This window comes from Bradyrhizobium sp. RDM12 (assembly GCF_051917485.1).
GTDB lineage: Bacteria > Pseudomonadota > Alphaproteobacteria > Rhizobiales > Xanthobacteraceae > Bradyrhizobium.
The window spans coordinates 4,960,463-4,980,592 of record NZ_CM133064.1 but is presented as its reverse complement, the minus strand read 5'-3'; the positions used below and the strand labels follow the sequence as shown (position 1 = coordinate 4,980,592).

Genomic DNA, 20,130 nt, shown 5'->3' with positions numbered 1-20,130 from the left:
TACCGAGAGCTGTGCCCGCATATCATTGGTACTGATAGGAGCGGTGAGGAGACTGTGCTGGCTTGGCAGTTTGCTGGCGAGAGTAGCTGGCCTCTGCCGCAATGGCGATGTCTGAAGCTAGCGGGTGTCGGCGACGCTCGCCGGCGCGATGGCCGCTGGCACGAGGGCGGGTCGCATCGAACCACTCAAACTTGTGTCAAGAACATCGATATCGACATCAATGTTCACGTCCGCAGGTTGCGGTAACAAGGAACGGGATCGGAAACGGACCTCGTCAATCACGACATAACGACCGAAGAGGCCCTGACCGAACTGGTCGACGGCATCCAGAAGCCGCGTCCGCACCAGCGGCCCGTTCTCCGGATCGATCCGCAGCAAGACTAGCCCGCATTTCTCACACGACCGATTGCTCAGCGACGGAGGATAGGAGGATTTGGCAAGGCAACGGGGAGCCGTGGCGCTGAAGGCGCAGCCGGCGATTTGGTTTTGAATGTCTCCGTTGGGCCTGTTGGTGATGCCGCCGATTGAGCGCGTCGCAGCGTCGCGTGTCAGGCCGGCGAGGCGCGAGCCTTGGCGGCTTCGGCCAGGCGACGAGCCGCGTGTCCCCACGGCTGAGCGGCTGGGCAGGCCGAGGCCATGGCGATCCTGATGCGGCGGACGCTGATGCGCACCAGTGCGCCGATCTTGAGGAGCTTGAGGCGGATGGTGCCGCAGGTGGCGTCCGCAAAGGTGGTTTCGGCAAGGCCGATGCGCCGCAGGGCACAGATCAGCACATAGGCCATCGAGGCGAACCACAGCCGCAGCTGGTTGGCGCGCATGGTGGCGGCCGAGGTGCGGTCGGCGTAGAGATCGAGTTGGCACTCCTTGATGCGGTTCTCCATGTCGCCGCGGGCGCAGTAGATGTCCTCATAGAGCTGCCGCACGCCCGCCGCGCTGCGCTTGAGCGAGGTGACGACGAAGCGCGGATTGGCCTCGCCTTGCGTCCACTCCGCCTTGGCGACGACGCGGCGCTCCTGGCTCCAGGTGTCGCGCGTACGCCATTGGAAGTCCTTGAAGCGGCGTGCCGGTTGGCCGGTCGTCTCGGCTGTGGCTCTCGCCGCGGCGAGCTCCTCCTCGATCATGGCGACCAGGCGCGTGTTGCGGGCGAGCCCGAACAGATAATCCACGCGGTTTTGCTCACACCACGCCATCAGCGCCTCGCGCGCAAAGCCACTGTCGGCGCGCAGCACGATGCGCACGAACGGCCAGCGGGCGCGGATTTGCCGGACAATCCGCGCGATCTCCGCGACACTGCCTGCGCTGGCATCGATGTCGGCGCGCCGCAGCTTGGCCGCCAGCAGATGCCGGCCGCAGAACACGTACAGCGGCAGATAGCAGTAGCAGTCGTAATAGCCGTGGAAGAAGCGCCCCTCCTGATGCCCGTGCAGAGGATCGTCGGTGGCGTCGAGATCGAGGATGATCTGCGGCGGCGGTCGCTTGTGCGCCTCCAGGAACAGCGTCACCGGCAACGCCTCGATCGCCGCCGCGTCGTAGGCGATCTTGTGATAGCGCGAAGGTTCCTCCCGGCCCAGTTCCAGCCGGTTCAGCGTCGACTTGCCGGCCACCGGTGCGCAGTCCTCGCGCCTGGCAACAAGCTTGCCCGCCAGCACCGCCATCAGCGGGTCGTGCCGCAACTCGTCGTGATCGTTGATGTCTTCGTAGCCAAGTGCGATGCCAAAGACCCGCTGTCCGACCAACGTTCCGACTGCGTGCTCGATCAAGTCCACCCGGCGATGATCGCGAAAGCAATCGGCAAAGCGCCCCACCAGATCAATCGCCCGATCAGACGCGCCCAGCAGCAGCGCGCCCGCATCCGACGTCACCAGGCCACCATCAAAAGCCGCTTCCACGATGCGGCCTTCCACCTCTCCAAAATCAAACCGTTCTGCGCTACACTGTGCCGGCATCGGGGCATTCCTGAATCACCGCGAAGTCCTTCTCGCAAAAGAACTTTCGCTGATTTGCGCCCCGATGCGCCTCAACACTGTGAGAAATGCGGGCTAGGCCAGGTACAGCTTGGCCCCGACGAAAGACAAGCTCGCCGAAATCCTTGTCAGCCGTGAGAAGGAGACGCCCTTCCCGAGACGCCAGCGCGATGAGCTCCATGTCACTGAGGCTAGCGGCGAATTCAGCGATATAGAGCACGTCGTGACCAGCGCCGCGCAGCTCTCGAACCAGAGAGACTGTGACGCACTCGTCCGCTAACCAGCGCACTATTCAGCGGTAGATGATGTCTTCGTCAGCCAAATAGTCAGCTGCGAAAGCCTGGGCTGCCCGAATATCATCAGGGGTAAGCCGCGGATGCTCCGAGATGATGGACTCTGTGGTCATACCTGCCCCCAGCTCCCTGAGCACCAATTCGACCGGCACGCGTGTCCCACGGATGACGGGCTTGCCGTCCATGACCTCCGGGTTGATTTCAATCCGCTCGTGCCGCATGGCTATCCTCGAATTCTGTCGAATAGTAGCACGTCACACGCCGGTTGTCAGCGCACCTCAAAACTCGCCTCTATGCCCTACTCCTCGCCATCTTCGACCTCGACGGCACCCTCGTCGATAGCTTCCCGTGGTTCCTCCGCACCATCAACGACGTCGCCGATCGCTTCGGCTTTCGGCGCGTCAGGGATGAGGATGTCGAGGATCTGCGGCATGCGTCGACGCGCGAGATTCTCGCACGGCTCGAGGTGCCCTTGTGGAAGCTGCCTGCGATTGCGCGCTATGCGCGGCGGCTGAAGGGCGAAGCGGCGGCGGAGATTTCGCTGTTTGCGGGCGCTGAAGCGATGCTGCGGACACTCGCGGACAACAGCGTGCAGCTGGTACTCGTGAGCTCCGACAGCGAGGCCAACGCGCGCGAAAAGCTTGGGCCGGCCGCCGGTCTGTTCTCGCATTTCGACTGCGCAGCCTCGGTATTCGGCAAGCCGGCAAAGTTCCGCCGCGTGATCCGGCACACGGGCGTCGAACCCGGCCGCGTCATTTCGATCGGCGATGAAGTCCGCGATATCGAGGCGGCGCGCGCGGGCGGCATCGCCTGCGGTGCCGTCAGCTGGGGCTATGCTGCGCCGGCCGCGCTGCAAGCGCTTGCCCCTGATTACATGTTCGCGCAGATGGATGAGATCGCGGATGCGATCTGCCGGACGCCGGCAAAAGCCTGATCGGGCCCGAAGTCGACCCCGAATCGAGACCGATGGCGATGTCGCTGCGGGGAGCGCTGCTCCCGAGCCACAAGCCCTTGCGCTGCCCGTCAGGCAAAACACGCTAGACGGTGGTCAATGCTGGCAGCGCCAATTAATTCGCTTTACACGAATTCGGAGATGCATCATATTTCGGCGATCCCAACCCGGCCGAGGGGCGCTCGCGATCGTCACGAATGCGGGATGGGACGTGGTGGACGCAGTCACATCGGCGCGAAGGGTTTTGCAGGGCGGGTAACCGTGAGCAAAAGCGTCGCGCGCACGACCGGCGTGATCTGCGTACGGCAAAATCGTGTGGTCCTGGCGCCCGGGGTTTGTGCGCCAAGTCTTGCGGTGACGGGTGTTGCCCGACCGGGCGCATACGTCAGCCATCCGCGAGGCGACGGGGGCAATAGTGCATCGCTCCCCGGGGAGAGCGCGACATAAGCCGTCAACCCACTGCGCAGGAAGGCCGGATGTTTGGCTTCACCTGTATGCCGCTGTGCAGCCTCTTGTAGCGCGATTATCGCACAGTGGACCGCGGGTGCCAGCCGGCACCCGGCCTTCCCTGCGCCCTCGGCACTTTCGAGGGCGGCAACCGCCGCAAAGCTCGGGCACCACGTGCCGCGAGGACGCGAAGACATGCCCGCGATCGCAGATGCCGACGGGAAGATCCACCTTACTCATGTCTTGCTTGCGGGAAGCTTGCCGGAGCGATCCGTACGATGCGGCACTTGGACGCAAAATCATAACTGAAGTTATCGCCCGGAATCGCAGTAATGAGTTGTAACAATGTTTCTGTGTGCCGGCATGATGCCAGCCCCTGCCTTGCGACCCGGCAATGATTGACGGACGTCCAGGACCCGCCGAGCCGTCAGGAATTCCCCATGGTGTCCACCTATTTTGGCTACAGCTACGTCGCGCGTAATCTCGCACAGACCCTGACGCGGGTGGCGCAGCAAACCGACGTATCGCGCGATGCCGCCTATTACAAAGCCAACATCGGCAAGGTGCACACCGTCGACGATCTGATGAAGGACTATCGTCTGTATCACTACGTCACCAAAGCCTATGGCCTTGAGGACATGGCCTACGCCAAGGCCTTCATGAAGAAAGTGCTGCAGAGCGATCTCTCGGATCTGAAGAGCTTTGCCAACACGCTGATCGACAAGCGTTACCGCGATTTTGCCGCGGCGTTTTCCTTCGGCGGCGGTGAAACGAAGGTTGCGCAGTCGGACAGCCAGACCGACGACATCATCGGGCTGTACACGGACGCCATGAAGAGCAACGTCGATGCAGTCGCCGCCGACACGAATTACTACAATGCCACGATCGGCAGCGTGACCAGTGCCGACCAGCTTCTCGAGGACGACCGTCTTCGCAACTATGTCGCTTCGGCATTCGGGATCGATCAAAGCAAGTGGCCGCGTGACACCATCAAGCAGGTCTTGTCCAGCGATCCATCCGATCCGAACAGCTACGTCAATGTCACCTTCTCGTCTCAGCTGGACGGGCTCAACGCCCAGTTGGCCCAGGCCAAATCGGATGCAACCGACGCCAGTTCGAAGATAGCCGACTACACGAAGCAACTGTCGCAGCCCGGCGCTGACGTCGATCAGCTGAACGTACAAATATTGGTGGAAAGATATCGCCTGCAGTCAGCCGTGAGCAGCATTTCCAGCACCAACGACGCCATCGCGACCACAGGCCGGTTCATGAATCTGGCCGGCGCGTTCGAGTTTTCCGCCGACGGATCGCTTCCAGCAGGTACACCCGCGCAGACTGCTGCAAACCTCGCCAGCACGAACCAGAGCTTCGACGACAGCAAGTCGGCTGTCTATTCGGCGGCAAGCCCATTGCAGGAAGCCCTGATCATCGGGCAATTCAGAAAAGCCATCCCCAATGTGAATTCACTCGAGGCGCTGGTCGCCACGCCAGCCGCGTATGATTTTGCGCTGGCAGCCGTCGGCCTCGATCCCACAAAAGTCCCGCAGTCCACCGTAAAGGCTGTTCTCGAAAGCGACCTCAACGACCCCAAGAGCTACGTCTATACGCTTAGGGACGATCGATACGTCAAGCTCGCGCGCGCGTTCAACTTTGACGACAAAGGCAATCTGACGACACCCTGACGGCTCAGGATTCGGCCGAAGTTCTCGATATCGCCAAGGACTACGTCATTGCAAAATTGAAGTCTGCAAGCACGCAGGACCAGGCGAAGATCAAGGCTCAAGCTCAGAAGGACGCGACGGACTATCAACAGTCGATAGGCGACATCGACAGCGTTTCCGACCTGCTGACGAACAGGAAGGTGGTCAACTTCATTCTTGTCGCCAAGGGGTTGGACCCTGCGAAGGTGAGCACCGCGTATCTGGAGAAGATCTTCGCCTCTGATCTGAATGATCCCAAGAGCTTCGCAAACACCGAGAGCGACCCGCGTTTTGCCGAGATCGCGGCGTCGTTCAATTTCGACAAAAACGGTAACGTTGCGCGTCTTCCGATAGTGGGCCCGCAAAAGCGCGATCAATTTCTGGCAACGCAAAAGAACTATCTCGAGCAAAGCCTGGAACAGCAGCAGGGCGATACAGATCCCGGCGTGCGGCTGGCGCTGTATTTCCAGCGGATGGCGGGACACATCACGTCCGCCTACGACATTCTTGCCGACAAGGCTCTTTCGGAGGTGTTTCGGACCACCTTCGACTTGCCTGATCAGATGGCTTCGATGCAGATCGATCAGCAAGCCAAGATCGTGGAGAAATACCTCAATATCAAGGATCTCGGGGATCCCACGAAAGTGGCAAAGCTGCTGGGCCGCTTCTCGGCCATGTATGATGCGAGGAACGCCAGCCAGACCTACTCGCCCGTGCTCGACCTGTTTCAGGGATCGAGCTCGGGGACATCAGGCTTCAGCGAATCGACGTACCTGGCCATGGCGAAAATGCGCGCCAGTCCGTGGTAAATCGACCGACGTATCCGCGATTTCAAGCGCCAATAGAAGGACCAAGCAGGTACTAAAAGCCGTCATTGCGAGCGCATTTGTTGATTGCGTCCCTCACCTAGTCCGCCAGCGTCGCTTCGACGAAGCCGCGCGGATCGGCGCAGAATTCCCGCATGACCCGGTAGTGATCGGTCTGCTCCACCGTTGTTGGCTCGAGCCCGTATTTGCCGAGCCGCAGCAGTTGCGCATTGGGATAGGCCATCAGCAGCGGCGCGTGGGTCGCCATGCTTACCTGGCAGATGCGGGAATCCTGCATGTGCCGCAGCAGCTTCAAAAATTCGATTTGACGCGCTGGCGACAGCGCAGATTCCGGCTCATCGAAGATAAAAATGCCCTGGCGCTGGCAGCGTTCTTCAAAAAGCGCAGGAAGCCCTCGCCGTGGGAGTGCGACAGGAAATCGGGGCCGACCTGACCAGCATCACGCGCGGCCTTGTCCAGACACAGTGCCTACCCCAGCGCCTCCACCACCAACTCCATGGTCATCAGCACGGGATTGTCGCCGCGGACCAGACGACCCTCGGCGATGCCACCGGTGTAGTCGATCAGGGCGACTTCGAGCGCAGCTTCCAATGCGCCAGACGCATCCGGCGCAATCGTTCCGGCGGTTATCGCCAGCTCCGTGGCAAACGGCTCGGTCACGCCGCCATGGGTGAAGCGCGCGCCGATGGTCGAGCCGACACCGCCGTGGATCTTCGCACGCGCAATGCCGTGCGTCTTGCAAAAGGCTTCGAGGCAGAAGGCAAAATCCTGGTTGGGCCGCAGGCGCAGCGCGAAGGCGCGGCTGGTCGTTCGCGCGCCGGTGCTTGCGGAGACGACCGGCCCGAACAGCTTGAAATTGGTCTCGGGGTCGGGCTCGGCGGTGAACGTCGCACCGTCGATGCCGAAGGCCTCGGCCTCGAACGGCTCGGCGACAATAGTCTCGTCCGGCAGCATGTGGCCGCCGCTCGCCTTGCCATCCGCCTCGGTCCACAACCCGTGGCAATGAAAGAACGGCGCACCGTCGCGCATGCCGAGCGTCATGCTGCCGAGCCTGGTGCGCGTCACGCCCCCGGGCCGATGGGTGTCGCTGTAGAATGCCGCGTTGTCGCCGGTCTTCGACAGCGCCGGCATGACATAGCCGAACGGCCCGAGTGCACCGTGGCCGAAATTCAACACGCCAGCTGCAAATCCTTCCTCGGCAAAACCGCGGCGCGCAGCTTCGAGCAGCGGCAGGCCGGCTGCAAGCGTGAACGAAAAGGGGCGCCCCTCGCCTCCACCCACTGGATACGCTCGGTGACCGGCGCGCCCGGCTGCTTGACAGTCCGCATCACCTAAACTCAGCTCGTCTTGGTCTTGTCGAGATCGAGCAGCCCGCGCGCCTCGAGCTCGTCGCGCACCATGCGTTTCGGCACCTTGCCATAGCCGGATTTCGGCAGCGCCTCCCAGAAGAAGAACCGTTTTGGCATCTTGTAGCGCGGCACCTTCGGCAGCAGGAACGCCGCCATCTCCGCTTCGCTCACGGGCTTCTCGCCTTCGCGTGCGACACAAACGGCGACGCCGACCTCGCCCCAGGTCGCGTCGGGCACACCGAGCACGGCGACCTCGCCGACCGCGGGATGGGTCAATATTTTCTCCTCGATCTCGCGCGGATAGATGTTGGAGCCGCCGGAGATGTACATGTCCGAGGCACGGCCGGTGATGTAGACGAACCCCTCCTCATCCATGTGGCCGAGATCGCCGGTGCGGAACCAGCCGTTGCGGAACGCCTTCGCGTTGGCTTCGGGATTGTCGTAGTAGCCGGCGAGCACCGCAGGCCCGATCACGCAGATCTCGCCGCTCTGGTTCGCCCCAAGTTCGCGGCCCTCGTCGTCCTGGATCGAGACCTGCATGCCGGTCCGCTCGAAGCCGCAAGTGCCGATCTTCGCATACGGGCCGTCCTCGGGATCGTGCAGCGCCGCCGGCAGCACCGTGATGTTGCCGGTGACCTCGCCGAGGCCGAAATATTGCACGATGACTTTCCCGAGCTTCTTCAGCGCGGCCTTCTGATCCTCGCGATACATCGGCGCGCCGGCATAGATGACGTGGCGCAGCGAGGAATGATCGTATTTGTCCGCAGCGGGGTGCTCGACCATCATTTTCAAGATCGTCGGCACCGTGAAGAGATTGCCGACATGATGCGCCGCGATCAGGCGGAAAGCCTCGTCGATGTCGAATTTTTCGGTCGGCAGCAGCACGGTGCAGACGCCGCGCGCGGTCTGCACCAGTTGATGCACGCCGGCGCCATGCGACAGCGGCGCCACCACCAGCGACGCATCCGCTTCCGTGACCCCGGGGTGAGATCAGCGAGATGATTGGTGACGACGAAGCCCATCTGGCCATGGGTCAGCACCGCAGCCTTGGAGCGGCCGGTGGTGCCGGAGGTGAAGAAGAACCAGCAGGGATCATCGTGCTCGACGGCAACGTTCTCGACCACCTGGCCTGTCTGCGCAACGATGGCGTCGGCCACCGAGCGCTCGGCGAACAATGCCTCGCCGTCGATGCTCCAGGTGAATTCCAGCGCGCCGCCGTTCACGGCGGCCGCGTGCTCGGGAAAATCGACATGGCACAAGAACGCCTTCGCAGCCGACGCCCGTGCGAGATAGGCCACCTCGTCCGGCATCAGGCGGAAATTGGTGGGCACCCAGACCGCACCGAGCCGGAACGCCGCGAACATCGAGAAGAACATCTCGTCGCCATTCTTGGAATGAACGAGAATGCGGTCGCCCTTGGCGATGCCGCGCGCAGCAAGGGCAGCCGCCAGTGCGGAAACCTGCGCATCGACCTGGCGCCAGGTCCAGGATTTGTCACCCCAGACGAAACCGGGACGCGATCCGTGCCGCCGCGCATTCTGGGTCAGCATGTAAGCGAGATTCATGACGCGGCGGGACATGCGGAGCGGCTGCATCGGGCTTCCTCTTCGGCGGCAGACGGCACGCAAACCGCCCGCTCATTGGAGCCCATTTATCGCCATCGGGAGTGGCCTAGCAAGACCACCGGGCGCCATGTCATCCATGTGCTTCGTTCAAGGAATTGCGCTCGTTCAAGGAATTTTAAACATGATGGGGGCAACCTCGCTCAGTATCCGCGTACAGAGTGCCGCATCATGGTCAAAGCGCCCGTCGTTCTCCTGCTCACGCTGGCGCTCGCCGGATGTGCCGTGGCCCCGCAAGCTCATCTCACCTCGGATCCCGCCTTCAAGCCCGCCCGCTATGCCTGGGATGGCGCAGGCGAGGATCCGAACCGGCCTCATTCCGCTGCCGAACCATCGCGCGCAATGCGCGCCGCGACGTCCGAGCGCACCAAGTCGCAAGCCGCGTTCCAGCCCTATTCAAAGGAATGGTGGCAGGCCCAGGACGGCATCGAGGCCGAGCAGGACGCCAAGGTCAACCGTTCCCTTGTCATCTGCCAGGGTTGCCTCCCCGCCAAGGCTCAGCCGGAAGATTCACGCCTCGCCAGGGCGGCCGATTGAACCGAACCGCGCGTACTTCGGTTTACTGAGATATCGCGCCGACATGGCCATTTCGGTCGTGGCCGCGTGCCATTATCTTGACGTGGAGAACACGGACGCGCTGAAGCGCTGACTGGAGACATCATGAGCGACGTCATCAACAACAGGGACCATCACCGCTACGAGCTCGAGGTGGAGGGCCACCTCGCGACCGAGCATTACAAGCTCGACGGCAATGTCATCACGTTCGAGCATACCGACGTGCCGAAGGAGCTGGGCGGCAAGGGCGTCGGCTCAAAGCTGGTGCAAGGCGCGCTCGACCAGGTCCGCGCGGCCGGCTTGAAACTGATCCCGGAATGCCCGTTCGTGAAGGCGTGGATCGAGAAGCATCCGGACTATCAGGACCTGGTGAAGGTCTAACTGACCGCGCCCTCACAGCTCCCGGCTTTCTCAGCGACTTCAGAAGGATCAGGCATGGCGGCATCGGTACGCGACAACAAGGACAGGAGCCGCTTCGAGCTGGAAGTCGGCAGCGAGTTGGCCTTCGCCAATTACCGGCTGACGCCGTCGGCTGTCATCATCACCCACACCGAGACGCCGCGCGCGCTGCGTGGCCGGGGCATTGCCTCCGAGCTGATCAAGGGCGCGCTCGACCGGATCCGCCGCGACGGCAGGAAGATGATCGCGGGCTGCGGTTTCGTCGTCGATTATCTTGACAAGCATCCGGAGGATGCAGATCTTGTTGCTTGAAAGCGGAAGGGCCCGCGAGATCGCGGCCCCTTCGCCTCGACCGATGCTCGCCGGTCAGTGCTTGATTTCAGGCGGCAGCTTGCCGCCGTTGGCGGCGAGCTTGGACATCACCTGCTTGTGCAGCCAGACGTTCATGCTGGCGGAGTCGTTCATGTCGCCGGTGTAGCCGAGCTCCTTGGCGAGATCCTTGCGGGCAGCAAGGCTCGAATCGACGTCGAGCGCCTTCATGAGGTCGACGATCGAGGTGCGCCATTCCAGCTTCTCGCCCTTGTGCGCGGCGACGGCTGCGTCGACGATCGCAGCCACATCCACCGGTGCCGCAGGCGCGGCAGCCGGCGTGGACGCTGGCGCCGATCCGCCCGGCGCGGCCCCTGCCGGCGCGCTGCCCGCGGGTGCGCCGCCGGCGGGCGCAGCGGAAGCCGGATGGCTGCCGAAAATTGCGCCCATGATTTTCCCGAAAATGCTCATGTCTGCTCCCGAAATGGATCCATTGGAACGCCCTGAGTGGGCACCTATAGACGAAGTTACGCCGTTGCGCCCGCGAAGTTGCGCGAACCACAAACAGCATGAGCTTATCTGCGGCGAAATGACGACCGGATGACGTCATCGAGGTTGCACTGCGGCAACGAATCTCACCCAAGCGTGAGGGACAGGACTTGGAAATAGGCGTACGATTCTCGTTCAGCTCGCGATGCCATCCGGAATTCGCGCCTGGTTGGACTCGCGAAACTCAGAAAAGCGGCCGCATGCGCCGTTGTCGGCGCCGAATTCGGCTGCTTGGCAAGGGAGCAAGTCAACCATGGCGACACTCTATCAAGGCAATGTCCCTAGGATGGGCCAGACCGCAGACGCGGCTGGACCGTTGATCCGAACGATTCAACTTTCCGACCTGCACGACGCGCTCAAGCGCGGCTGGGAAGATTTCAAGGCCGTTCCGAGCCACGCCATCATCCTCTGCGTGATCTATCCGGTGCTGGGCCTCGTGATCGCGCGCGTCGCAATGGGCTATTCGGTGATACCGCTGTTGTTTCCGCTGGCCGCGGGCTTCGCCCTGATCGGCCCGTTCGCCGCACTCGGTCTCTATGAGCTATCGAGCCGTCGCGAACGCCATGAACAGGCCAGCGCCTGGGATGCCATGGAGGTGCTGCGCTCGCCCTCCTTCGGCGCGATGCTCGGCCTCGGCACGCTGCTGCTGGCACTATTCGTGACCTGGGTCGCGACCGCACAGGCGATCTATGTTGCGGCATTCGGCTATGAAGGCGTGGCCGGAATCTCGGATTTCGTGACGCGCGTGCTGACGACATCTCAGGGGTGGTGGCTGATCGTGATCGGATGCGGCACGGGCTTCCTGTTCGCGCTCGCCGCACTCTGCATCAGCGCCGTCTCATTCCCGCTGATGCTCGACCGGCATGCCGGCGCTCTGGACGCGATGGTGACGTCGCTGCGCGTCGTCGCCAAAAACCCGGTACCAATGGCCGCCTGGGGTTTGATCGTGGCGGTGCTGCTGGCGCTCGGAACGATCCCCGCGTTCCTCGGGCTCGCCGTCGTCATTCCCCTGCTCGGCCACGCCACCTGGCATCTCTACCGCAAGGTCATCGTCTCCGAGCCCGGTGCACGGCCGGTGCCGCCTCCGCCGCAGCGTCCGCGCAAGCCGGCGGCCGATTTCCCCGCCAATCTGTTCCCGTGGCGGAATAGGGAATAGCGCCGGCGCCTGACGATCCTTGTTACAACCGATCCCACCTCGGGACCCCCCGGGGCAGGATCGGTTGGTGTCACGCCTTGCTTTGGCCGCGGTTACAACCGAAATTGCCGCGGCCTGTCATGCCACTTCACGGAATCAATTTACTCGAATGCCCCTGACGATTTCTCGTCTCGCTCTCGCAGTCCTCGCCCTCTCCGCGTCAGTCCTGTCAGCCGAACCTGCACTCTCTGCGGTCGCCTGCGGCTCGGGTAATTTCGACGCCTGGCTCGCGGATTTCAAAGCCGAGGCGGCGGCCAAAGGCATCTCACAGCAGGCCATCGCCGCCGGGCTTGCCGGCGTGACGCTCGACCAGAGCGTGCTGAACCGTGACAAATCGCAAAAGGTCTTCAGCCAGACCTTCGAAGAGTTTTCCGGTCGCATGGTGCCGCCGCGGATGACGCGCGGCTCCAACATGATGAAGCAATACGGCTCGGTGCTGTCGCGTATCGAGCAGACCTATGGCGTGCCGGGCGAGATTCTGGTTGCGATCTGGGGCCTCGAGACCGATTTCGGCATCAATACCGGCAAGTTCGCGACGATCCGCTCGCTGGCGACGCTGGCCTACGATTGCCGGCGCGCCGAGCAGTTTCGCGGCGAGTTGATGGATGCGCTGCGTATCGTCCAGCGCGGCGATCTCGCCCCGGCCGACATGAAAGGCGCCTGGGCCGGCGAGCTCGGCCAGACCCAGTTCATGCCCTCATCCTGGATGAAATACGCGGTCGATTTCGACGGCAACGGCAAACGCGACCTCTTGCATAACGCGCCCGACGTGCTGGCCTCCACCGCCAACTATCTCGCCGGCTATGGCTGGCAGAAGGGCAAGGACTGGCAGCCGGGCAGCGCGAACTTCGCGGTGCTCCAGCAGTGGAACAAGAGCGAGGTCTATTCCAAAACGGTGGCTTACTTTGCTACCCAGCTCGCCCACGCCCCTTAAAGCATCCGCCCAGACACAAAATGCGTAGGGCCGATCGCCTCGCGACCGGCCCTCTCTTGATCTGCGTTTACCTACCTGCTTTACTTGCCCATGGTGGCTTGCATCGCCTTGTTCAGGTGCATGCCGCACGCACCCATTTTGCCATTGAGCAGCGCGTCCTGCGCAGCCGTGATCTCCTTCTCGGCGACAAACTTGCCGTCGCCGTCGGGCATGGCCTCGATCGCGGTCTCCGTCTTTTCCAGATTGGCCCCGCTGCAGCCGCCCATGCTGTGCTTGGCGGCCTGAGCCGGCGCGACGGCGAATGCGACGGCGGCAATTGCGATAACCCCGAGTAACTTCGTCATGATGTTACTTTCCTTCTCTTTTTCTTGGGACAGACCCAGCGACATTGCCGGAATCCGCAACATGACTTTGCTGCCGGCGCGGCAACTTGCCGCAATAAATTCCCCGCGAGAATTGCGTGATGTTGCGCATTGCGCAGAGCTGCATGCGAAATTTCTGATTTCCATTACAACTTTGTAATCCGGGGTGCACGCATCACGTGTGTGCACCGCATCAATAAAGGGAGGTGGTGAACCTCAGCCAAGGAGCGACGCGCGTCACGCAGCTCCCGGCCGCCGTGGGACCTGCGAATGGTCGCGGCGTCTCTTCTCAGAAGAGCAGCCTTCGACATCATTTTTGAATATATATTCATTTCTATAAGCCAGTGGTTCATGCAAATCACGCATGCGAGTCTTGGGCTTAGAAGCTGCCGTCTAATCTTGTTGATGACGGGAACACAACTTACCTCCAGCAGTACCAGATCCGAAGGATTCGTGGTAAACCCGTGATTACACGGGCACTTATTGCGCCATCGAGGATTTACGCCTAGCCCCTAGGCGCGGCTGCCGACAGGTTAATCGTCTCTTATCGTTGCCATGCGTTCTTCGCTTAGCTGCATCGCAACATCGGAACTTTCGCAGTGCACTAATCTCACCTATATTCATTTCAACGATGACGCCAAGGCAAGGGCTGAATCAAACTACAGGAGATTATCAATGCTGCTCTCGCTCATCCGCATGATCCAAGCTTTCCGGGATTATCAGCGCAATGTTGCCGAGCTGTCCCAGCTCAGCGACCGCGAACTGGCCGACATCGGCCTCGATCGCTCGGACATCCCGCGCGTTGCCGCCGGTCAGTCTCAAGGCTGATATCGTTCAGCCCTCAACCGGACGAACCGATAGCGCCCGCCTCGTGCGGGCGTTGTCGCATCCGGTGGCAGAAAACTCGATCTCGGCGATTCCACTGACCGCCGAAAAGCGCTACCTGTCCGCCCCATGACAGGACCCTTATCCAATATCGTGCACGTCATCGGCGCCGGCCTTGCCGGTTCAGAAGCCGCCTGGCAGGTGGCAAATTCAGGCGTACCCGTGGTGCTGCACGAGATGCGGCCGGAGCGGATGACCGAGGCGCACCGCACCGACGGGCTTGCCGAGCTCGTCTGCTCCAACTCGTTCCGCTCCGATGACGCCGCCAACAATGCGGTCGGCCTGCTGCACGCTGAAATGCGCCGCCTCGGCTCGCTAATCATGCGCGCTGCCGATGCCAACCAGGTGCCCGCCGGAGGCGCGCTCGCGGTCGATCGTGACGGCTTCTCTGCGGCCGTCACCAAGGCGCTGAGCGAGCATCCCTGATCGAGATCGCCCGCAGTGAGATCGCAGGCCTGCCGCCGTCGGACTGGAGCAACGTCATCGTTGCGACCGGCCCTGACCTCCGCGCCTTTGGCCGATGCCATCCGCAAGCTGACCGACGAGAACGCGCTCGCCTTCTTCGACGCGATCGCGCCGATCGTGCACCGAATCCATCGACATGTCGGTGGCCTGGTTCCAGTCGCGCTACGACAAGGTCGGCCCCGGCGGCAACGGCGCCGACTACATCAACTGTCCCATGACCAAGGAGCAGTATGAGGGCTTCGTCGCCGCGCTGATCGCCGGTGAGAAGACCGAGTTCAAGGAATGGGAGACCAACACGCCCTATTTCGACGGCTGCCTGCCGATCGAGGTGATGGCGGAGCGTGGCCCCGAGACCTTGCGCCACGGCCCGATGAAGCCGGTCGGCCTCACCAACCCGCACGATCCCACGACGAAAGCGTACGCGATCGTGCAACTGCGCCAGGACAACAGGCTCGGCACGCTCTACAACATCGTCGGTTTCCAGACGAAGCTGAAATATGGCGAGCAGCAGCGCATCTTCCGCACCATTCCCGGGCTGGAGAAAGCTGAATTCGCTCGTCTCGGCGGCTTGCATCGCAACACCTTCCTCAACTCGCCAAAGCTGCTCGACAGCCAGTTGCGGCTGCGCGTGCAGCCGCGGCTGCGTTTTGCCGGCCAGATGACGGGCTGCGAGGGCTATGTGGAATCCGCCAGCGTCGGCCTGATCGCCGGCCTTTATGCGGCAGCCGACGCGCGCGGCGAAACGCTGGCGAGCCCACCCGGCACGACCGCACTCGGATCGCTGCTCGGTCACATCACCGGCGGCCATATCGAGACCATCGAGCCGGGCACGCGCTCGTTCCAGCCGATGAACATCAATTTCGGCCTGTTCCCGCCGCTCGCCATGATACCGACGAAGAAGCCCGACGGCACGCGCCTGCGCGGCAACGAGAAGACGATCGCCAAGAAGCAGGCAATGAGCGCCCTCGCGCTGGCCGATCTCGATCGCTGGATCGCCGATCATTTGCGCATTGCCGCAGCCGCGTGAGTTTTCGATGAGTCTCCCGAAAGACGACGCCGCGGTGCTCTCGGCGCGCTGGACCGAGGGCGTGCTGCTCAAGCGCGACGTGTTCTCGACCGTCGAGCGCGGCCGCTTCCGCGCTGACAGTGGTGAGGTCGACGCGGTGCTGCGGCGGCTCGATGAAGTGCCGTGGTGGTCGTTCCTGCTGGCGCGTCATCTTTTCGCGCGCGAGAAGCACGCGCTGGAGCTCGCCAAGGACCTCAATGTCGGCCCTGAATTGCTCTGGGCCGGCCGCCGCGCTCTTGTGCGCGGCTTCGTCGACGGCGTCGCGCTGCATCTGGCAAAACCCCATGGCGATCTCGCCTATTTCCGCTCGGCCAAGGTGGCGCTGCGAAGGCTGCGCCGCGCCGGGATCTGCCACAACGATCTCGCCAAGGAACAGAACTGGCTGGTCGGCCGCGACGGCCGGGCCTATGTGACCGATTTCCAACTTGCGGCCTGCTTCAACCGACGTGGCCGGCTCTATCGTATCCTCGCCTACGAAGACCTCCGGCATCTGCTCAAGCACAAGCGCTCCTACGCGCCCGAGGCGCTGACACCGCGCGAACGGAAGATTCTCGCGAAGAAGTCGTTCGCCGCGAGCCTATGGCTTGCCACCGGAAAGAAGGTCTACCGCGCGATCACCCGCGGCCTGTTCAATTTCACCGACCGCGAGGGCGGCGGCCGCCGTCTCGTCAATGACGCGCCGGTGCTGGCCGAGTTGATCCGGCAAAACCCCGCCGTCCGCGACGCCGCCATCGTCGCCTTTGCGGATCGCCGCTCGGGCGTTGGGCTCTATGCGTTCGTGGAGGCGGATCAGGCCGCGCTCGAGAGCCAGTTGCGAAACGAGCTCACGGCCGCCAATGGTCCGAAGCCGCCGGAACACATTCAAGTCGTCCGCGCGCTACCGCGCGACATCAGCGGCAAGCCGCGTACCGAGATCCTGCAACTGGTCGCCATGAACCAGCTCGACCTGATCGAGCCGATGATGAAGAACGATCAGGACCGCGCCTTCCTCAAGGACATCCTGGAGCAGAGAAAGAACCTGCGCGATCGCTTCAATTTCGAAGCGGACCTGCCCGCCACTTAGACTACGGGGTGCGCCGCGCCTTGAAGCCTCCACAATGCCGGTGGAGAAGCCGGAGATCACGCTGAGTTGGGGAACGATGAATCGCTGGGGGACCATGAGGCGCCGCGTCGCCCTGCTGATCGCAGCTCTCGCGCTGCTGGCGGCCGCGCCTGTGATGGCCGCGGAGTCTCCTGCCGAACAGATCTCCAGCTTCCGGCTGAAACATGGTGAGGGTCGCGTCGCGCGCGACACAACCCTCGACCGCATTGCCCTGGACCAGGCCCGTGCGATGGCGGCAAAGGATGATCTCAGCCACGACGCCCTCGGCCCGTTCAACAAGCGCGTTGCGCCTTCAGGCGCGGGCCGCGCCGCCGAGAACATTGCCTATGGCTACGACAATTTCGAGAAAACGCTCGGACAGTGGATCGATTCCTCCGGGCACCGCAAGAACCTGCTGCTGCACAACGCCTCCCGCGTCGGGATCGCGAGCGCGAAGAACGCCAGCGGCAAGCGCACCTATTGGGCCATGGTGATCGCCGGCGACTACCAGCCGAAGCCGGGCAAAGGCAGAAACGACAGCGAGCCGCTGGTGGCCGTGAAACGCGAGGTTACGTCCGCCAGCAAGCCCAAATCCAGCAACTGCCATATCAAGCTGCTGGGCCTCTGCATCTGAGGCGAAGCCTGGCTTCCCGACCCGACATCTTGCTCGCGTTCTCAGGCGCGTCTAATTCAAGCGCAGAGGTCGCAAGACGCGGAGGTGCAGATGATCGACATCGAGCGAATACGAGCCGATACACCGGCCGCCTCCCGGCTCGCCTATCTCCACAATGCCGGCGCGGCGCTGATGCCGACGGCGGTTGTCACAGCGATGAAACAGCATATCGATCTCGAGAGCGAGATCGGAGGCTATGCCGCCGCCGACCGCGAGTCCGAGCGGCTTGATGCGGTGTACGTCTCGGTGGCGCGACTGCTGAATGCCTCGCCGGACGAGATCGCGCTCATGGAGAACGCGACAGTCGCCTGGCAGATGGCATTCTATGCCCTGCCGTTTCGCGCCGGCGACCGGATCCTGACCGCTGAGGCGGAATACGCCGCCAACTATGTCGCCTTCATGCAGGTCGCCAGGCGCACAGGCGCGGTCATCGATATCGTGCCGAGCGACGCGACCGGCGAACTCGACATCGAGGCGCTCGAACGCATGATCGACGACCGGGCGAAGCTGATCGCCATCACCTGGGTTCCGACCAATGGCGGGCTCGTCAACCCCGCCGCAGCGATCGGCAGAATCGCGCGTACACACGGCATTCCCTATCTGCTCGATGCCTGCCAGGCGGTCGGCCAGATGCAGATCGACGTCGAAGCGATCGGTTGCGACATGCTGTCGGCCACGGGGCGCAAATTCCTGCGCGGGCCGCGCGGTACCGGCTTCCTTTACGTCCGCAGGCCGCTGCTGCAACAGCTCGAACCGCCGATGATCGACCACTTTGCGGCGCCCTGGGTCTCGCGGGAGCACTATCAACTCCGCGACGATGCCCGCCGGTTCGAGACCTGGGAGAACAATTACACGGCCCGGCTTGGCCTCGGCGCTGCCGTCGATTACGCCCTGGCGATCGGCCTCGGCCCGATCGAGCAGCGCTGCCGCCTGCTGGCGGACCGTCTCCGCAATGGCCTCGGCGCTATCAGCGGCATCACCATTCGCGACCTCGGCCGTGCGCCGGGCGCGATCGTCAGCTTCACGATGGAGGGGCATGAGGCGGACGCTATCGTCCGCAGTGCCGCCGCGGCCGGCATCACGATCGGCGCCTCGGATCCGTCGAGCACGCGCATCGACGCCGAAGTCCGCGCGTTGCCGGTGGTCGTGCGGGCATCTCCGCACTACTACAATACGGAAGCCGAGATCGATCGGTTGATCGCCCACCTCGCGGGTATGGCGCCGCGATAGCGCCGCTCAGGTGCAGCGCGCGCTCAGTCCGGATGCGCCGAGCTTGGCCATGACTTCGTCGAGATGCGCGCTGTCGCGGGTCTCGATGACGAGTTGCAGCAGCGTCGCCTTGGCCGGCAGGTCCGAGAAGGTCCGCTGGTGCGAGACCTCGATGATGTTGGCGCCGGCTTCGGCGAGCAGCGCGGCAACCGCGGCCAACTGGCCCGGCCTGTCAGGAATATCGAGCGAGAGCTGCGTCAACCGTCCCTCGCGCGCGAGTTCGCGCGTCAGCACCGAAGCGATCAGCCTTGTGTCGATATTGCCGCCGCTCAGGACCAGACCAACCTTCTCGCCGGCGAAGCGCGTGGGATCGGACATGATCGCGGCAAGGCCCGCGGCGCCAGCGCCCTCGACGACCGTCTTCTCGATCGAAATCAGGGTTGCGACCGCACGCTCGAGCTCGGCTTCGTTGACGAGCGCGATGTCGTCGACCAGTCTGCGGACGATTTCAGTGGTGATCTTGCCCGGTGATTTGACCGCGATGCCTTCGGCGAGCGTATCGCCGCGCGCTGGCAGAGTGCCGCCATGAACGGCATTGTACATCGAGGGATAGAGCCAGGCCTCGACGCCGAGAACCCGCAGCGACGGCTTGATCGATTTCGCCGCAATGGCAATGCCGCTGATCAGGCCACCGCCGCCGATCGGGACGACCAGTGTATCGAGCTCCGGCACCGCCTTGAGCATCTCCAGCCCGACCGTGCCCTGCCCCGCAATGACCAGCGGATCGTCGTAGGGATGAATGAAGATCATGCCGCGGGTTTCGCCGTGACTTCGCGCAAACGCAGCCGCCTCCTCCAGCGTCGCGCCCGTGACGATCACCTCGGCACCATGATGCCTGGTGTTCTCGACCTTCACCATCGGCGTTCCCACCGGCATGACGATCGTGGCGGGAATGCCGAGCCGCTTGGCGTGATAGGCGACGCCCTGCGCGTGGTTGCCCGCCGACATGGCGACGACGCCGCGCGCACGCTCCTGCGGCGTCAGCGCCGTGAGCCGGTTCAGCGCACCGCGCTCCTTGAAGGACGATGTGAACTGAAGGTTCTCGAATTTGAGCCAGAGCTCGCAGCCGCAAATGTTGCTCAGCGTCCGGCTGTAGCTGCAGGGCGTCTCGACGACGGCGCCGCGGATGGTTTCGGCAGCAGCGTGAATGTCGCCCGGTGCGACCGGAAGGCCGCTCAGATCTGGGGTTGCGGTTTGGGACAATTCGGCCATGGGACAGCATAGAGCATTTGGC

At 63.1% G+C, this 20,130-nt stretch carries 16 protein-coding genes and 6 pseudogenes; 12 read left to right on the top strand and 10 right to left on the bottom strand.

Going from position 1 to position 20,130, the window contains the following annotated elements:
• Positions 1-117: 117 nt before the first annotated feature.
• The 4 genes from ACTGJ9_RS24365 to ACTGJ9_RS24350 all read right to left on the bottom strand — a co-directional run bounded on the left by ACTGJ9_RS24365 (position 118) and on the right by ACTGJ9_RS24350 (position 2,478).
• Positions 118-378, bottom strand: a complete 261-nt coding sequence (locus ACTGJ9_RS24365; RefSeq protein WP_456673164.1) for a hypothetical protein — start codon at positions 376-378, stop codon at positions 118-120.
• 170 nt (positions 379-548) lie between these two features.
• Positions 549-1,946, bottom strand: coding sequence for an IS1380 family transposase (locus ACTGJ9_RS24360; protein WP_456673068.1), 1,398 nt, complete (start codon positions 1,944-1,946; stop codon positions 549-551).
• Positions 1,930-2,253, bottom strand: a complete 324-nt coding sequence (locus tag ACTGJ9_RS24355; RefSeq protein ID WP_456673163.1) for a DUF5615 family PIN-like protein — start codon at positions 2,251-2,253, stop codon at positions 1,930-1,932. Before ACTGJ9_RS24355 ends, ACTGJ9_RS24360 begins: the two co-directional genes overlap by 17 nt.
• Positions 2,254-2,256: 3 nt before the next feature.
• A complete protein-coding gene (locus tag ACTGJ9_RS24350) occupies positions 2,257-2,478 on the bottom strand; it encodes a DUF433 domain-containing protein (protein ID WP_456673162.1) in 222 nt (73 codons plus the stop codon).
• A 72-nt stretch (positions 2,479-2,550) separates the two neighbouring features.
• Here ACTGJ9_RS24350 and ACTGJ9_RS24345 point away from each other — a divergent pair.
• Positions 2,551-3,191: pseudogene (locus ACTGJ9_RS24345) on the top strand (HAD-IA family hydrolase).
• Between the two features lie 905 nt (positions 3,192-4,096).
• Positions 4,097-6,165 (top strand): annotated as a pseudogene (locus ACTGJ9_RS24340) (DUF1217 domain-containing protein).
• A 97-nt stretch (positions 6,166-6,262) separates the two neighbouring features.
• Here the strand turns inward: ACTGJ9_RS24340 and ACTGJ9_RS24335 are convergent.
• From ACTGJ9_RS24335 to ACTGJ9_RS24325, 3 pseudogenes are all read right to left on the bottom strand, one after another.
• Positions 6,263-6,642 (bottom strand): annotated as a pseudogene (locus ACTGJ9_RS24335) (AAA family ATPase); the annotation flags it as partial.
• Positions 6,643-6,651: 9 nt separating this feature from the next.
• Positions 6,652-7,511, bottom strand: a pseudogene (locus ACTGJ9_RS24330) (PCC domain-containing protein).
• A gap of 9 nt (positions 7,512-7,520) precedes the next feature.
• A pseudogene (locus ACTGJ9_RS24325) lies at positions 7,521-9,127 on the bottom strand (acyl-CoA synthetase).
• Positions 9,128-9,325: 198 nt separating this feature from the next.
• On the opposite strand from ACTGJ9_RS24325, the gene ACTGJ9_RS24320 reads away from it, so the two are divergent.
• The 3 genes from ACTGJ9_RS24320 to ACTGJ9_RS24310 all read left to right on the top strand — a co-directional run bounded on the left by ACTGJ9_RS24320 (position 9,326) and on the right by ACTGJ9_RS24310 (position 10,420).
• Positions 9,326-9,691: a hypothetical protein gene (locus tag ACTGJ9_RS24320; protein WP_456673161.1), complete on the top strand. Its 366-nt coding sequence runs from the start codon at positions 9,326-9,328 to the stop codon at positions 9,689-9,691.
• Between the two features lie 123 nt (positions 9,692-9,814).
• On the top strand, positions 9,815-10,090 hold the full coding sequence (locus ACTGJ9_RS24315) for a GNAT family N-acetyltransferase (protein WP_456673160.1): 276 nt from the start codon (positions 9,815-9,817) through the stop codon (positions 10,088-10,090).
• A 54-nt stretch (positions 10,091-10,144) separates the two neighbouring features.
• On the top strand, positions 10,145-10,420 hold the full coding sequence (locus tag ACTGJ9_RS24310) for a GNAT family N-acetyltransferase (RefSeq protein ID WP_456673159.1): 276 nt from the start codon (positions 10,145-10,147) through the stop codon (positions 10,418-10,420).
• Between the two features lie 54 nt (positions 10,421-10,474).
• Here the strand turns inward: ACTGJ9_RS24310 and ACTGJ9_RS24305 are convergent, their stop codons facing one another.
• Positions 10,475-10,888, bottom strand: coding sequence for a DUF3597 domain-containing protein (locus ACTGJ9_RS24305; RefSeq protein WP_456673158.1), 414 nt, complete (start codon positions 10,886-10,888; stop codon positions 10,475-10,477).
• A gap of 331 nt (positions 10,889-11,219) precedes the next feature.
• Here ACTGJ9_RS24305 and ACTGJ9_RS24300 point away from each other — a divergent pair, with 331 nt between their 5' ends.
• Entirely contained in the window at positions 11,220-12,122 is a 903-nt protein-coding gene (locus ACTGJ9_RS24300; protein WP_456673157.1) for a DUF2189 domain-containing protein, read from the top strand.
• Positions 12,123-12,270: 148 nt separating this feature from the next.
• A complete protein-coding gene (locus tag ACTGJ9_RS24295) occupies positions 12,271-13,095 on the top strand; it encodes a lytic murein transglycosylase (RefSeq protein ID WP_456673156.1) in 825 nt (274 codons plus the stop codon).
• Between the two features lie 80 nt (positions 13,096-13,175).
• Here ACTGJ9_RS24295 and ACTGJ9_RS24290 read toward each other — a convergent pair whose 3' ends face one another.
• Positions 13,176-13,502, bottom strand: coding sequence for a hypothetical protein (locus tag ACTGJ9_RS24290; RefSeq protein WP_456673155.1), 327 nt, complete (start codon positions 13,500-13,502; stop codon positions 13,176-13,178).
• Positions 13,503-14,132: 630 nt separating this feature from the next.
• Between ACTGJ9_RS24290 and ACTGJ9_RS24285 the strand changes: the two genes are divergently transcribed.
• The 5 genes and pseudogenes from ACTGJ9_RS24285 to ACTGJ9_RS24265 all read left to right on the top strand — a co-directional run bounded on the left by ACTGJ9_RS24285 (position 14,133) and on the right by ACTGJ9_RS24265 (position 18,857).
• Complete coding sequence (locus ACTGJ9_RS24285; protein ID WP_456673154.1) at positions 14,133-14,285, top strand: DUF1127 domain-containing protein; 153 nt, start codon at positions 14,133-14,135, stop codon at positions 14,283-14,285.
• Between the two features lie 126 nt (positions 14,286-14,411).
• Positions 14,412-15,834: pseudogene (gene trmFO / locus ACTGJ9_RS24280) on the top strand (methylenetetrahydrofolate--tRNA-(uracil(54)-C(5))-methyltransferase (FADH(2)-oxidizing) TrmFO).
• Between the two features lie 7 nt (positions 15,835-15,841).
• Positions 15,842-16,936, top strand: a complete 1,095-nt coding sequence (locus ACTGJ9_RS24275) for an AMP-binding enzyme (RefSeq protein WP_456673153.1) — start codon at positions 15,842-15,844, stop codon at positions 16,934-16,936.
• 76 nt (positions 16,937-17,012) lie between these two features.
• Positions 17,013-17,588 carry a CAP domain-containing protein gene (locus tag ACTGJ9_RS24270; RefSeq protein WP_456678608.1) on the top strand — a complete coding sequence of 192 codons (576 nt, stop codon included), beginning with the start codon at positions 17,013-17,015 and terminating at the stop codon, positions 17,586-17,588.
• Between the two features lie 90 nt (positions 17,589-17,678).
• Positions 17,679-18,857, top strand: a complete 1,179-nt coding sequence (locus tag ACTGJ9_RS24265; RefSeq protein ID WP_456673152.1) for an aminotransferase class V-fold PLP-dependent enzyme — start codon at positions 17,679-17,681, stop codon at positions 18,855-18,857.
• A gap of 6 nt (positions 18,858-18,863) precedes the next feature.
• Here the strand turns inward: ACTGJ9_RS24265 and ACTGJ9_RS24260 are convergent, their stop codons facing one another.
• Positions 18,864-20,108 (bottom strand): threonine ammonia-lyase, encoded by a 1,245-nt coding sequence (locus ACTGJ9_RS24260; protein ID WP_456673151.1) that lies wholly within the window; start codon positions 20,106-20,108, stop codon positions 18,864-18,866.
• Positions 20,109-20,130: the final 22 nt, after the last annotated feature.